At 60.2% G+C, this 13,881-nt stretch carries 14 protein-coding genes and 1 pseudogene; 6 read left to right on the forward strand and 9 right to left on the reverse strand.

Annotation, left to right across the window (positions count from 1 at the left end; all coding sequences use genetic code 11):
• The first annotated feature begins 4 nt into the window (after positions 1-4).
• Positions 5-2,314: a Tex family protein gene (locus tag ACW5W8_RS18350; protein ID WP_498629368.1), complete on the forward strand. Its 2,310-nt coding sequence runs from the start codon at positions 5-7 to the stop codon at positions 2,312-2,314.
• Positions 2,315-2,384: 70 nt separating this feature from the next.
• Here the strand turns inward: ACW5W8_RS18350 and ACW5W8_RS18355 are convergent, their stop codons facing one another.
• From ACW5W8_RS18355 to bioH, 4 genes are all read right to left on the reverse strand, one after another.
• A complete protein-coding gene (locus ACW5W8_RS18355; RefSeq protein ID WP_498629370.1) occupies positions 2,385-2,663 on the reverse strand; it encodes a hypothetical protein in 279 nt (92 codons plus the stop codon).
• Positions 2,664-2,748: 85 nt separating this feature from the next.
• Positions 2,749-3,516, reverse strand: a complete 768-nt coding sequence (locus ACW5W8_RS18360; protein WP_498629372.1) for a putative metalloprotease CJM1_0395 family protein — start codon at positions 3,514-3,516, stop codon at positions 2,749-2,751.
• 1 nt (position 3,517) lies between these two features.
• Positions 3,518-3,751 (reverse strand): flagellar basal body rod C-terminal domain-containing protein, encoded by a 234-nt coding sequence (locus ACW5W8_RS18365; protein WP_005340632.1) that lies wholly within the window; start codon positions 3,749-3,751, stop codon positions 3,518-3,520.
• A gap of 71 nt (positions 3,752-3,822) precedes the next feature.
• Positions 3,823-4,587: a pimeloyl-ACP methyl ester esterase BioH gene (gene bioH / locus ACW5W8_RS18370; protein WP_498629375.1), complete on the reverse strand. Its 765-nt coding sequence runs from the start codon at positions 4,585-4,587 to the stop codon at positions 3,823-3,825.
• A gap of 38 nt (positions 4,588-4,625) precedes the next feature.
• Here bioH and ACW5W8_RS18375 point away from each other — a divergent pair, with 38 nt between their 5' ends.
• Together ACW5W8_RS18375 and nfuA are read left to right on the forward strand one after the other, a co-directional pair.
• Positions 4,626-5,354 carry a ComF family protein gene (locus ACW5W8_RS18375; RefSeq protein ID WP_498629377.1) on the forward strand — a complete coding sequence of 243 codons (729 nt, stop codon included), beginning with the start codon at positions 4,626-4,628 and terminating at the stop codon, positions 5,352-5,354.
• An 80-nt stretch (positions 5,355-5,434) separates the two neighbouring features.
• The gene (nfuA, locus tag ACW5W8_RS18380) at positions 5,435-6,013 is read left to right on the forward strand and encodes a Fe-S biogenesis protein NfuA (protein ID WP_498629379.1); all 579 of its coding nucleotides are present in this window, start codon (positions 5,435-5,437) and stop codon (positions 6,011-6,013) included.
• Between the two features lie 68 nt (positions 6,014-6,081).
• Here nfuA and gpsA read toward each other — a convergent pair whose 3' ends face one another.
• The 3 genes from gpsA to ACW5W8_RS18395 are packed head-to-tail and all read right to left on the reverse strand — an operon-like array spanning position 6,082 to position 8,041.
• Positions 6,082-7,086 (reverse strand): NAD(P)H-dependent glycerol-3-phosphate dehydrogenase, encoded by a 1,005-nt coding sequence (gpsA, locus tag ACW5W8_RS18385; protein WP_498629381.1) that lies wholly within the window; start codon positions 7,084-7,086, stop codon positions 6,082-6,084.
• 2 nt (positions 7,087-7,088) lie between these two features.
• Positions 7,089-7,559: a protein-export chaperone SecB gene (gene secB / locus ACW5W8_RS18390; RefSeq protein ID WP_033138826.1), complete on the reverse strand. Its 471-nt coding sequence runs from the start codon at positions 7,557-7,559 to the stop codon at positions 7,089-7,091.
• 50 nt (positions 7,560-7,609) lie between these two features.
• Entirely contained in the window at positions 7,610-8,041 is a 432-nt protein-coding gene (locus ACW5W8_RS18395) for a rhodanese-like domain-containing protein (RefSeq protein WP_005340640.1), read from the reverse strand.
• 246 nt (positions 8,042-8,287) lie between these two features.
• On the opposite strand from ACW5W8_RS18395, the gene gpmM reads away from it, so the two are divergent.
• On the forward strand, positions 8,288-9,817 hold the full coding sequence (gene gpmM / locus ACW5W8_RS18400; protein ID WP_498629383.1) for a 2,3-bisphosphoglycerate-independent phosphoglycerate mutase: 1,530 nt from the start codon (positions 8,288-8,290) through the stop codon (positions 9,815-9,817).
• A gap of 9 nt (positions 9,818-9,826) precedes the next feature.
• Entirely contained in the window at positions 9,827-11,233 is a 1,407-nt protein-coding gene (locus tag ACW5W8_RS18405) for a peptidoglycan DD-metalloendopeptidase family protein (RefSeq protein ID WP_498629385.1), read from the forward strand.
• Positions 11,234-11,366: 133 nt separating this feature from the next.
• Here ACW5W8_RS18405 and ACW5W8_RS18410 read toward each other — a convergent pair whose 3' ends face one another.
• On the reverse strand, positions 11,367-12,017 hold the full coding sequence (locus ACW5W8_RS18410) for a Qnr family pentapeptide repeat protein (protein WP_498629387.1): 651 nt from the start codon (positions 12,015-12,017) through the stop codon (positions 11,367-11,369).
• Positions 12,018-12,106: 89 nt separating this feature from the next.
• On the opposite strand from ACW5W8_RS18410, the gene ACW5W8_RS18415 reads away from it, so the two are divergent.
• A complete protein-coding gene (locus ACW5W8_RS18415) occupies positions 12,107-13,114 on the forward strand; it encodes a substrate-binding domain-containing protein (RefSeq protein WP_498629389.1) in 1,008 nt (335 codons plus the stop codon).
• Positions 13,115-13,369: 255 nt separating this feature from the next.
• Here the strand turns inward: ACW5W8_RS18415 and ACW5W8_RS18420 are convergent.
• A pseudogene (locus tag ACW5W8_RS18420) lies at positions 13,370-13,794 on the reverse strand (transposase); the annotation flags it as partial.
• Positions 13,795-13,881: the final 87 nt, after the last annotated feature.

Below are 13,881 nucleotides of genomic sequence, written 5' to 3' on the forward strand. Positions count from 1 at the left end.
CATCATGATGCAAACCATAGAGAGACAGATTGCCGGTGAGCTCAATGCTCGCCCGGAGCAGGTGCAGGCCGCAGTGCACCTGCTGGATGAAGGCTCGACCGTGCCCTTTATCGCCCGTTACCGTAAAGAGGTGACCGGCGGTCTGGACGACAGCCAGCTACGTACTCTGGAGAGCCGCCTCGGCTATCTGCGTGAACTGGAAGATCGCCGTCAGGTGATCATTCGCTCCATCGAGGAGCAGGGCAAACTGACCCCCGAGCTGGCGCGTGAACTGAACGAGGCCGACAGCAAGACCCGGCTGGAAGATCTCTACCTCCCCTACAAGCCCAAGCGCCGCACCAAGGGGCAGATGGCGATCGAAGCGGGACTGGAGCCACTGGCCAACCGGCTGCTCAGCGACCCGATGCAAGATCCCGAGCAAGCGGCCGCCGCCTTCCTCAATGCAGAACAGGGCATTGCCGACAGCAAGGCCGCCCTCGATGGCGCCCGCTACATCCTGATGGAGCGCTTCGCCGAGCAGGCCGACCTGCTGGAGAAGCTGCGCGACTACCTGTGGCAGAATGCCACCCTGCGCGCCCGCGTGGTAGCAGGCAAGGAGCAGGAAGGGGCCAAGTTCAAGGACTATTTCGAACACGACGAACCACTGCACAAGGCCCCCTCACACCGGGTGCTGGCCATGCTGCGCGGCCGCAATGAGGGGATCCTCAATCTGGCGCTGGTCACCGGTGACGACGAGAGTGCCAGCCCCTGCGAAGGGATCATTGCCCACCACCTCAAGCTCAATCTGCAGAACCGCCCGGCCGACAAATGGCTGCAAGGGGTGGTGAGCTGGACCTGGAAGATCAAGTTGTCGCTTCAGATGGAGACCGAGCTGATCGGCCGTATCCGCGAGTCGGCAGAGGAGGAGGCAATCAAGGTGTTCGCCATGAACCTCAAGGATCTGCTGATGGCGGCCCCGGCCGGCATGCGCTGCACCATGGGGCTGGATCCGGGCATCCGCACCGGGGTCAAGGTTGCCGTGGTGGATGCCACCGGCAAGCTGGTCGATCACGCCACCATCTATCCGTTCGAACCAAAACGCCAGATTGATCAGAGCCTCAAGACCCTGAGCGAGTTGTGCCAGAAGCACAAGGTCGAGCTCATCAGCATCGGCAACGGCACCGCCTCGCGGGAGACCGACCGGCTGGTCAGCGATCTGTTCGAGCGCTACCCCGCCGCCAAGGTGCAGAAGATAGTGGTGAGCGAAGCGGGGGCCTCGGTCTACTCCGCCTCCGAGCTCGCCTCCCAGGAGTTCCCGGATCTCGACGTCTCGATCCGTGGCGCCGTCTCCATCGCCCGCCGCCTGCAAGACCCGTTGGCCGAACTGGTCAAAATCGATCCCAAGAGTATCGGGGTCGGCCAGTATCAGCACGACGTCGGCCAGAGCCAGCTGGCCCGCCGGCTGGATGCCGTGGTTGAGGATTGCGTGAACGCGGTCGGGGTCGATGTGAACACCGCCTCGGTCGCCCTGCTCAACCGGGTTTCCGGCCTCTCCCAGACGTTGGCCCAGAACATCGTCGCCTACCGGGATGAGCACGGCGCCTTCAAGAGCCGTCAGCAGTTGCTGAAAGTGAGCCGACTCGGCCCCAAAGCCTTCGAACAGTGCGCCGGCTTCCTGCGCATTCGCGGCGGCAGCAATCCCCTCGACAGCTCAGCGGTACACCCGGAGTCCTATCCGGTCGTGGAGCGGATCCTCGCCAAGCTGGAGCAGACCGTGGAGAGCCTGCTCGGCAACAGCAGCCTGCTACGCAGCCTGAAACCGGCCGACTACACCGATGAGCAATTCGGCGTGCCCACCGTCACCGACATCATCGGCGAGCTGGACAAGCCGGGCCGCGACCCGCGCCCCGAGTTTAAAACCGCGACCTTCAAGGAAGGGGTGGAGAAGATCAGTGACCTGGTGCCCGAGATGGTACTGGAAGGGGTGGTCACCAACGTCACCAACTTCGGCGCCTTCGTCGATATCGGTGTTCATCAGGACGGGCTGGTGCACATCTCCTCCTTGACCGACCGTTTCGTCAAGGATCCCCGTGAGGTGGTCAAAGCGGGCGACATTGTGCGGGTCAAGGTGCTGGAAGTGGACGCCCCTCGCAAGCGGATCAGCCTCACCATGCGCCTCGACGAGAAAGCGGGGCAACCTTCCCGCAAGCCGGCTGAAGCGCGCAACAGCAGTGCAGGCAACACCAAGCCAAGAAATGAGCCGCGCCAAAGCCCCCCTATGGGTGGTGCCATGGGCAACGCCTTTGCGGCAGCACTATCCAAAGCGAAAAAGTAACGAAACCTTCCGGAACGCCTCTGAATGTAAAAAGCCCCGCAAGGGGCTTTTTTACACGCGAAGCTCAGGATCACTGCATCAGGGCAGCAAGAATGCTCTCGGGCTCTCCATGCTGGGCCAGCACCTCCCGCAGTCGGTTGAATGCCTTGCAGGCCTCTTGCGGATACTTGCCGTAAGAGACGACGCCGGTGTGGCTCCAGCCAGCCGCCAGCATCACTTTCTTCTTGAAACTGGTTCCTTCAGTTCCCCCTCCTCCGATCTGCATCAGAAATTGCTCCATCTGCAGGTGGGGGGGCGGTACACGGGAGAAGGTGGTGAAATCTTCCGCTTTGACTTCATCGAAATGCATGACAGCTCCTGTGAAATTGGAATGGGCCTGATCTTCAGGTTAGTTGCAAAACAGGCAAAGGAGCTGAAAGTTTGGCGAGGGTGATTCAGATATGCAGACTGAGGGACTGGGTCGAGGCCGGGCTGACAGCCTGTTGATAGCGGCCCGCGATGACGCTGTTGCGCTTGTCCATATAGGCACTCAACACACCGCCCGATTTCGCGCTCTGCTCGGCCATCAGCTCTTTGCGTGCCTTGGCCTCACTCACGGCGGCGCTGCGCGCGACGGCCAGATCCTGCGCGGAAGGCTCGGCAGGCGCCAGCGCTGCAGTGCGGATCTGCTGCATCTTGGCGATGGTAGCCGCAGGGTCACCAGGTACGACACTGGTATCGATCTGGACTTCGCCACCCGTTGCATAACGCTTGCCATCGGGCCCTTGCGTAAACTGATAGGTGGGCGAGCTGGCGTACTCTCCACCCGCAGACTGGTGCGCCTGCTCGTGAGTGCGCACCTCCTTGTCACGCTCGACAAGATCCTGAACCTGCTGCTCTTGCCGCTGTTGTTGCTCCTGCTGTTTGGGATCTTGCTGCTTGCGCTGACCCTCTTCGCCAGTTGCCTCAACAAAGCGATTGTCTGGCAGTGTCGTCGGGGCTAATTGCCCGGTTTCACGGCTGTTCTGGGAGGTCTGATTGCTGGAGGCCTGACCGGCTTTGGATTTCTCTTTCTGGGAGCCGACTTCGGATTCGGCAACGGAGGCTTGGCCCGCTCGGGCCTGCGGGATCAGTTCTGCCCGGCGATTATCCGTCCTCGCCGCTTCCACCTGGGGTTGCAGCTGTGTCGGGATAAGGGGAGGCAGACTGACATTGATGTTCATCTCACACCCGGATGTCGATCAGGGTTCCCATCATATCGCTGGCGGTCTGCACTACCTTGGCTGAAGCGCCAGCCTGCTGCTCGGCCACCTTGAGATTGACGAGCTCATCGGTCACTTGCACCTGATCCCCGCTGGGAGTGTTGAGGCGGGCGATCTGATTGGATGCCTTGTCGGCAATCTGCTCGGCTCGCTGAAATCCCTGTACCCCGCTGTTGAAAGCAGAATCAATACGCATGATGTTACTCCTCTGGTCACAGCTTAATTATCCGCCAGACCAGAGGATTAATGAAGCTTGCAGGCTGTTTTTTAGCCAACAAAATCTCGAACGATTTCAATGAATTCGTCAGGGTGGGAGATAAAAGGTGCGTGTGAGGCCTTATTGAGGGTCACGCTGCGGCTGGCAGGGTAGAGATCATCCAGCAGGGGAATGGCAGCCTTGGGCACCAATGAATCCAGTCGGCCATAGATCCGCAACCAGGGCAGAGCCAGCTCCCGCAGCGGTTCGCGCAGGTCAATCTCGGCCAACAGCGTCAGTCCGGCCTCGAGTGCGGCAAACTGGGGCGCCGGGCGCTCGGCCAGCCAGTGGCGCAACTGACGGATATCGTCCCGGGCATGTTCGCTGCCCATTGCCTGGATCGCCAGAAAGCGCTCTATGGTCTGGCGAAAATCCCCCGCCAGCATCTGGTTGAAGCCGGTCAGCACCTTGGGGGCGATCCCCGCCCACTCGTCGCGGGCCATAAAACAAGGGGAGCTGGCTACCGTGATCAGGGAGTGCAACCGAGCGGGATGGGTCAGCGCCAACTGGCTTGCCACCAGACCGCCGAGCGACCAACCAAGCAGATGACACTTCTGCGGCAAGATGGCAGCCACCTGCTCGGCAAGCCAAGGCAGGCTGTAATCCACCTCGTCTGCCAGCGGGCTGTTGCCAAAGCCGGGCAAGTCAACCAGATGAACCCTGTAGTGGGGCGCCAATTGCTGGGCAATGCCGTGCCAGACCGCACCATTCATCCCCCAACCGTGCAACAGCACCAGATCGGGCCCCTGGCCAAACTGCTCTACCGATATGCTCATCTAGACTCAAGATCCCTGTTCATGCTCTTGGGGTCAGCATGTTAAAGCGACTGCTCGCTAAAGCAAGCCCGCTGCTCGGCAACCACGGCGACTGGCAAGGGAGTTGCCTGCTCTGTCATCAGCCTTGTGACAACGAGCCCCTGCTCTGCAGCTGGTGTCGGCAGGCGCTGCACCAGTCACAGCCGAGATGCCACCTCTGCGCCGCACCGCTGGCTGACTATATAGAAGAGAGCATACCGGTCTGTGGTCGCTGCCAGCGCAGACCTCCCCCCTGGGAGCGGTTGCAGGTGATCGGCGACTACCAGGCTCCCTACCCCATGCTGATCCCCCAGCTCAAATATTCCGGCCAGATCCTGCTGGCGCCGCTACTGGCACGCCTCTTGGCCGATCATCTGGATGGCCGCGAGCCGCCGGAGGCGATCATTCCAGTTCCCCTGCACTGGTGGCGGCAGTGGCGGCGCGGGTTCAATCAGGCGGAGGAGATCGCGCACACCCTTGGTGAGCTCACCGGCATTCCCTGCGACAACACCCTGTTGCAGCGCATCAAGGCAACCCCGCAGCAAACAACCCTGAGCGCCGGGCAGCGACGGCGCAATCTGCGCGAGGCATTCCGGATCCGCCCCCACCACTATCGCCATGTCGCCCTGCTCGATGACGTTGTAACCACAGGTGCCACCGCCGGTCAGCTCAGCCATTTACTCCATGAGAGCGGCATCACAAAGGTAGAAGTGTGGGCAATCTGTCGTACCCTGCGGCACAGCAAGTAGCCATCGGCATGCTACCCAAGCATTAATAACCGCGTTATCATGAATACCCTAGTCGTACACTCAGGTTTATGAGGATAGTGATGATCAGCATTTCCGACGCCGCCCAGGCCCATTTCCGTAAACTGCTGGAAAAACAGCCTGATGGCACCAATATCCGGGTGTTTGTGGTCAATCCGGGAACCCAGAATGCCGAGTGTGGCGTATCGTATTGCCCGCCCGATGCCGTGGACCCGGAAGATCAACACCTGCCCTTCAGCGGCTTCGACTGCATGGTCGATCCCCTGAGCGCCCCCTTCCTGGTGGATGCCACCATCGATTTCGTGACCGATCAGATGGGCTCCCAGCTCACCCTGAAGGCACCGAACGCCAAGATGCGTAAAGTGGCCGATGACGCGCCGCTGATCGAGCGCATCGAGTACGTGTTGATGTCCGAAGTGAACCCCATGCTGGCCGGTCACGGTGGCAAGGTCACCCTGGTCGAGCTGACTGAAGACAAACTGGCCATCCTGCAGTTTGGCGGTGGTTGCAACGGTTGCTCCATGGTCGATTACACCCTGAAAGAGGGGATCGAGAAGCAACTGCTGGAGCAGTTCCCGGGTGAGCTCAACGGCGTGAAAGACGCCACCGAGCACCAGCGCGGCGATCACTCCTACTACTGATTTGCGACCCTTGCGCAAAGAAAAGGCCCCGCCATCTGGCGGGGCCTTTTGCATGGGCAATCGGCAGATTACTCGTCCTTCTTGTCTCGCGACAGCAGGGCGATGGCCGCCTCTTTCGGGTTCTTACCCTCGTAGAGCACCTTGAAGATCTGCTCGCAGATGGGCATCTCGACGCCGCAGCGGGCCGCCAGCAGATGCACCTCTTTGGTGTTGCGATATCCCTCCACCACCTGACCGATCTCGGTCATGGCGGTGTTCACATCCTTGCCAGCCCCGAGGGCCAGCCCGAAGCGACGGTTGCGCGACTGGTTGTCGGTACAGGTGAGCACCAGATCCCCGAGCCCCGCCATCCCCATAAAGGTTTTGGCATCGGCACCCAGCGCCGCACCCAGACGCTGCATCTCCACCAGACCCCGGGTGATGAGCGCGGTTCTGGCATTGGCGCCAAACCCGAGCCCGTCGGAGAGACCGGCACCGATGGCGATGACGTTCTTCACCGCCCCACCCAGCTGCAGACCGACGAAGTCCAGATTGGTATAGACCCGGAACGAGCGGCCACAGTGCAGCAGGTGGGAGAGATCGTCGGCGAACTCGTCGTGGGTCGAGGCGACCGAGATTGCGGTCGGCAGACCGGCAGCCAGCTCCTTGGCGAAGGTGGGGCCGGAGATCACCGCCAGCGGTATCTCGTCACCCAGCACTTCACGGGCCACATCCTGCAGCAGACGGCCACTGTCCGGCTCCAGACCCTTGGTGGCCCAGGCGATACGGGTATCGGGGCGCAGGAAGGGTTTGATCCGGGTCAGTACATCACCAAATACATGGCTCGGCACGACCAGCAGCAGCACGGGGGCAGCCTGTACCGCACGTTGCAGATCCGCAGTCAGCTGCAGATCGGCAGGAAAAGGGACATCAGGCAAAAATGCCTTGTTGCAGCGGTCTTGTTCCAGCTCGGCGACATGAGCGGGGTCGTGACCCCACAGCAGGGTCGGATGACCGTTGCGCGCCAGAGAAATGGCAAGGGCGGAGCCATAAGACCCCGCCCCCAAGACCGAGATAGCGATCTGGTCGGCCATTATCAGGCTTCCGCAGTCGCCTGCTGGGCCTGTGCTTGCGCCATGTGCTGGGCAAACAGGGCATCGAAGTTGACCGGTGCCAGGTTCAGCTGCGGGAAGGAACCCTTGCTCACCATGTTGGCCACGGCTTCGCGGGCATACGGGAACAGGATGTTCGGGCAGAAGGCAGCCAGGCAGTGAGCCAGTTGCGGCTCCGGCAGGTTACCGATGGTGAAGATACCGGCTTGCTGTACTTCGCACAGGAAGGCGGTTTCGGTTTCCAGTTTGCAGGTCACGGTCAGGGTCAGCACAACCTCGTACACGTTGTCAGCCAGGATGTTGGTCTTGGTATCCATATCCAGTTTGACGTCCGGCTGCCACTCTTTCTGGAAAATGTGCGGGGTGTTCGGCGCTTCGAAAGAGACATCCTTGGTATAAACACGCTGGATGTGGAATTCCGGTTGTACTTCCTGGTTGTTGATCTCGTCAGCCATTTCGTTTGATTCCTTGTTATAGGGATAAGTGGGCTCAGGCCCTGCTTAAATCAGCGTTTCTTGGTTACCGGCAGATTTTCTGCACGCCATTGGGCCATGCCACCGCCGAGCACATAAACCTGCTTGAAGCCAGCTTTGCTCAGTTGACGACCTGCGCCGCCCGCAGTCATTCCCGACTCGCACACCACTATGATGGGGGCATCTTTATGCTTTTCAACCGGGCCCAGGTTATTGCTCTGGATCTGGGTCAGCGGCAGGTGCTGGGCACCGGCCAGATGGCCCTTGGCGTACTCTTCCTGACTGCGAATATCCACCACGGTGGCGTTTTCACGGTTGATCAGCAGGGTCGCGGTGTGGTTGTTGACGGTTTTTACCGGAGACAAACGGGCACGCACAGTGGTGTAAACCAGGGTGCCAGCCAGACCCAACCAGGCTGCGGTCAGCAGCGGGTTACGGGCCGCAAAATCCAAATACTCTTGCATCTTCTACTATCCAGGGACCAAGACAAGGGCCCGAGTATACATGGGGGTATTGATAAGATCAGCCATCTTGGCGGCAAAGCGCGAGCAGGCTCCCATCCTCATTTGGCAGCGAGCATGGCAGGAAGAGCGTGGCTTGCGGGGCCGCGGGAGCGCCCCTTGGCTATCAGGTGACTATTTCGGCAGATGTAGTAATATTACGCTAGTTTCATTTCCCGCATTTTTTCCAATCCGAGAGGACATAGTCTTATGTCAACAGCTAAGAAACCTTTGGTTCTGGTCATCATGGACGGTTGGGGCTACAGCACCAAGCAAGAGCACAACGCCGTCGCTGCCGCCAAGACTCCCAACCTCGATCGTCTGGCCCGTGACTACACCAGCACCCTGATCTCCGGCTCCGGTCTGGACGTCGGTCTGCCGGATGGCCAGATGGGCAACTCTGAAGTAGGCCACGTCAACATCGGTGCCGGTCGCATCGTCTATCAGGAGCTGACCCGCATCTCCAAAGATATTCAGGACGGCCCCTTCTTCGAGAACGTGGAGATTGCCAAGGCTGTTGACGCTGCCGTGAGCAACGGCAAAGCCGTTCACATCATGGGTCTGATGTCTCCGGGTGGCGTACACAGCCACGAAGAGCACATCATGGGCATGATCGAGATGGCCGCCAAACGTGGCGCCGAGAAGATCTACTTCCACGCCTTCCTGGATGGTCGTGACGTACCGCCGCGCTCAGCCCAGTCCTCCATCGAGCTGTTCGACGCTCTGTTTGCCAAGCTGGGCAAGGGCCGTTTCGCCTCCATGATCGGCCGTTACTTCGCCATGGACCGTGACAACCGCTGGGATCGCGTGCAGCAAGCCTATGACCTGATGACTCAGGGCAAGGGCGAGTTCACCGCCGAGAGCGCCACCGAAGCACTGGCTGCCGCCTATGCTCGCGACGAGAACGACGAGTTCGTCAAGGCCACCCGCATCGGCGAAGCTGCCCCGATGGTTGACGGCGATGCTTTGATTTTCATGAACTTCCGTGCCGACCGTGCCCGTGAAATCACCCGTGCCTTCGTTGACACCGACTTCACCGGCTTCGCCCGTGCCGTTGAGCCGAAGCTGAACTTCGTGATGCTGACCGAATACGCGGCCGACATCAAAACTGCCTGTGCCTACCCGCCGACCGCTCTGGTCAACACCCTGGGTGAGTGGCTGGCCAAGCAGGGCAAGACCCAGCTGCGCATCTCCGAAACCGAGAAGTATGCTCACGTCACCTTCTTCTTCAACGGTGGCGAAGAGGCCTGCTTCACTGGCGAAGATCGCGAAATCGTCGCCAGCCCGAAAGTGGCCACCTACGACCTGCAGCCGGAGATGAGCTCCGAAGAGCTGACCGACAAGCTGGTCGGCGCCATCAAGAGCGGCAAGTACGACGTCATCATCTGTAACTACCCGAATGGCGACATGGTTGGTCACACCGGTGTGTTCGATGCTGCCGTCAAAGCCTGTGAAGCCGTTGACCACTGCATCGGTCGCGTCACCGACGCCCTGGCCGAAGTGGGTGGCGAGTGCCTGATCACTGCCGACCACGGCAACGCCGAGAAGATGATGGACGAAGAGACTGGTCAGGCTCACACCGCCCACACCAATCTGCCGGTTCCGCTCATCTATTTCGGTCGCAAAGCCGAGGTTGCTGAAGGTGGCAAACTGTCCGATCTGGCCCCCACCATGCTGACCCTGATGGGTCTGCCGGTGCCGCCGGAAATGACTGGCAAGCCCCTGATGATTCTGAAATAATCCTTCCCCATGCGGGGATGCGAAGTTATTTCACCAAAAACCAGTCGCGTCGGCCTGTTGGCCGGCGCGCTGTTTTTTTGCCTGTCGTTTGGCGCCAGCAAACCGGTTTTGGCCGCCAATCAGCAGCTGGGCGCCATGCAGTCCCAGATCAAGGAACAACAACAGACCATCAAGCTCAGCAAGCAGGAGCTGGCCAAGCTCAACGTCCAGCTCAAAGCTGACGAGCAGGCCATCTCGGCCGCTGCCGCCAAGCTTGATGAGACCAGGCAACAGCTCAAGCAGAACCAACAGAAGCTGGCGACCCTGCAAAAAGACAAGCTGGCGCTGGAAGTTCAAGCCAAACATCAAAAGCAGTTGCTGGCCAAGCAGGCGGAGAGCGCCTTTCAGGCAGGCAACCACGATTACCTCAAACTGCTGCTCAATCAGCAGGATCCGGCCAAACTGAGCCGCTCTCTGGACTACTACGACTACCTCAACAAGGCCCGTATCGAGGCCATCGATGCCCTGCGCGCCACCCGCGACAAGCTGGCGAAAAACCAGCAGGCTACCAAAGAGACCGAAACCAGACTGCAGACCCTGCTTGCCGAACAGCAGGAGCATCACCAGACCCTGCTGACCAGCCAGCAGAGCCGGGCCAAGGTACGCAACCAGTTGCAGCAGTCGGTACAGGATGACGAGCAGAAGCTCACCAAGCTGGTCAAGGCAGAGAAGGCGCTCAAGGCCCGACTGGAAGAGCTTCGCCGCCAGCGGGAAGAGAAGGAGCGCCGTGAACGGGCCGAGCGGGAGCGACTTGCCAAGATCAAGGCCGAGCAAGAACGCCAGCGACGGCTGGAAGCACAACGTCTGGCCGCGGAGCAGAAGCGACTCGCAGAGCAACAACGTATTGCAGCCCAGAAACGGCAGGTTGACGAACAGCAACGGCTCACAGCCCAGCAGCAGAGAGTCACCGAGCAGCAGGAGAGGGTCGCCGAGCAGCAGGCAGCGGCACGCAAGAGTGCCCAGGCGAGCAGCAACGGTTACAGCGGCCTTAAGACCAATGGCAGCCTGCGCTGGCCGGTACAGGGGCCGATCCTCATCGCCTACGGTTCGCCGCGCACCGCCGAGCTCAAGTGGAAAGGCACCCTGATCGGCGCCAGCGAGGGAACCCAGGTCAAGGCGGTCGCGCCGGGGCAGGTGGTCTACGCCGACTGGCTCGACGGCTTCGGCATGCTGTTGGTGATCGACCACGGTAAAGGCTATATGAGCCTCTACGGCCACAATCAGTCGCTGCTGCGACAGGTTGGCCAGAATGTGGAACAGGGTGAACCGGTGGCACTGGTCGGTGACAGCGGCGGTCAGGACAGACCGGGCCTCTACTTCGAAATTCGCTATCAGGGCGAGGCGATCAACCCGACCAAATGGCTAGCCAAGGGTTGAGTTAACCCGGCCGACAAGCGCGTCACACGCTCACGAGCAAAAGCCTGCATCACGCAGGCTTTTGTCATTTCAGGAGCATAGCCCCCCACAGTCGGTCCCATTTGATGAAAAATTACCTAATTTTTCGCTCGACTCAGGGGAAAACAACCAGACCGATCTGCTCCAGCAAGGTCTGCTGCTGATCCTCGTTGATCTGTACTCCCTGCAGATCAACCCGCCGCAGATCCAGCCCCGGCAGATCGCACTGGCGCAGATCGCAGCCCTGCAGCTTGAAGCTGGTCCAGTCAATCTGGCCAAACTCGGAGCCGCTGAGATCGGAACCCGCCAGCGAGGCACCGAACAGGTTGGTCCCCTGCCAACGGTTTCCGGTCAGCTCGCACTTCTCCAGCAGGCAACCCTCGAAGCTGGCGTAACTGAAGTTGTTGCCAGTCAGATGGGCCTCGCAGAAGTAACTTTTGGCGGTGATCTGGTTGGCGAAGCTGGCGTGTCCGAAATTGATACCGACCGCCTGACAGTCACGCAGCTCCAACCCCAGACACTGGCTGCGGCTGCAATCAGCCATGGTGAGATCGCAGCGCAGAAAGCTAGCCTCGCGCAGATCGCAACCCTGCAACAGGCAGCCCCGTTCACTCTCCCGATCGTAGAAGCTGCAGTCAATGAAACGGCTATCGCTCAGATCCAGCCAGGAGAAGTTGCAGCCGATAAAGCGGCACTCCGAGAACTGCTCCCCCTCCACATCCTGTTGCTCGAACCGGACATCCACAAACTGCTTGCCTCTGATCATCGGAAAACTCCTGCAAAAACGGCTTCATATGCTGACTTTATCCGCCAAAAACGGTAATGTTACATGTAACATCCACGCTGGACACCCCTATGAGCCCCACCCGCAAGCGCCGCCCCACCCTGCAAGATATCGCCGACCAGACCGGCGTGACCAAGATGACTGTCAGCCGCTATCTGCGCGACCCGCAGACCGTGGCGGAGGGGACCCGCGAGCGGATCGCGGCTGTGGTGGAAGAGCTGGGTTATATCCCCAACCGGGCGCCGGATATTCTCTCCAACGCGACCAGCAAGGCGATCGGCATCCTGATCCCCTCCCTCTCCAACCAGGTCTTTTCGGCGGTGATCCACGGCATCGAGTCGGTGACCCGACCGGCAGGTTACCAGACCTTGCTGGCCCACTACGGCTACAGCCCGGAGAGAGAGGAAGAGCAGGTGGCCTCCCTGCTCTCCTACAACGTTGATGGCCTCATTCTCTCCGACTGCCAGCATACCGAGCGCACCCGCAAGATGATCGCCACCGCAGGCATTCCGGTGGTGGAGACCATGGACCTGCCCGATGATCCCATCGACATGGTGGTCGGCATGGACCACAAGGCGGCAGCTCGGGCCATGGTAACAGAGATGCTGCGTCGGGGCCGACGCAAGGTGGTCTATCTGGGGGCGCGACTCGACGTGCGCACCCGGCTGCGGATGGAGGGGTACTATCAGGCGATGGAAGCGTTCGGCCTCACCGGCCAGCATCTGCTGACCGAGCAATCCTCCACCTTTACCCTCGGCGGTGAGCTACTGGATCAGGCACTGGTGCGCTATCCCGACCTCGACGGCCTGTTCTGTACCAACGATGACCTGGCGGTCGGTGCTCTGTTGCAGTGTCAAGCCAAGTGGATCCCGGTGCCCCAGCAGATCGCCATCGCTGGCAGCCACTCTCTCGACATCGGTCATGCCATGACCCCCAAACTGGCCAGCATCGTCACCCCGCGGGAGGGGATCGGCCGGGAAGCCGCCGCCATGCTGCTCGCTCGCCTCAGCGGCCAGCCACTGGCCGAGCGCTGCAAGGATATGGGCTTCTCCCTTTATGAGGGTGAAAGTCTTGGCTAAGGGTCATCCCCCGCTGACACGCCAGAACAACAGAGGCCACCCGAAGGTGGCCTCTCAGATTGCTGAAGAACCCCCTCTTTTTCAAAGAGGGGGTTCTTTTTTAGCTCGGCACCAGGGGGCCACTCACTGACTGACAAGCCGCCATATTGGCCATCTTCGCCACGAAAAAGGCATCAAAGACCGCGCTATCGCCCCAAAAAGCCCCTCTGGTGAAGGTGTGGGCGAATTCGGGCCCTTACTTCCCTTCCTGCTTTGCACCAACGCTATCTTCTTCATGTTCTGGCATGCAGCCGCCAGCAGCCCCTGCATCTGCACCTTGGCCAACCCCCGATAACGGGCATATCGGTGCCCGTGATGCTGTTTCGCATCTGCAAAACTGCGCTCCACCGTCTCTTGTCGCCCCTTGTAAATCTGTTTGCCCACTTCGCTCAGCCGGTTCTGGGCTATCCGCTCCCTGTCTTCCTGCCAGACATGTCGGCTCAGCTGTTTGATGCCTGTTTTACTCTTGGTGCATTGTGCCCGCAGTGGGCACTCCCGGCACTTGTCCGGGTCACTGGCGTAGAGCCGATACCCTTCCCGTTGGTGGTCTGGTAGCGCAAGATTTCGTTTTGCGGGCAGTGGTAGCAGTCTTCCTGCGCATCGTAGCGATATTCACGTTTGGCCAGCATGCCCTTCCTTTTGGCTATGTCCCAATTACGTGTTGAAAGGCTAAGCTTGAAGTAGGCCATCACCTTGAGGTCTACCATCATGGATACCCCAGCCTTTCA

It is taken from the genome of Aeromonas aquatilis (assembly GCF_054052405.1).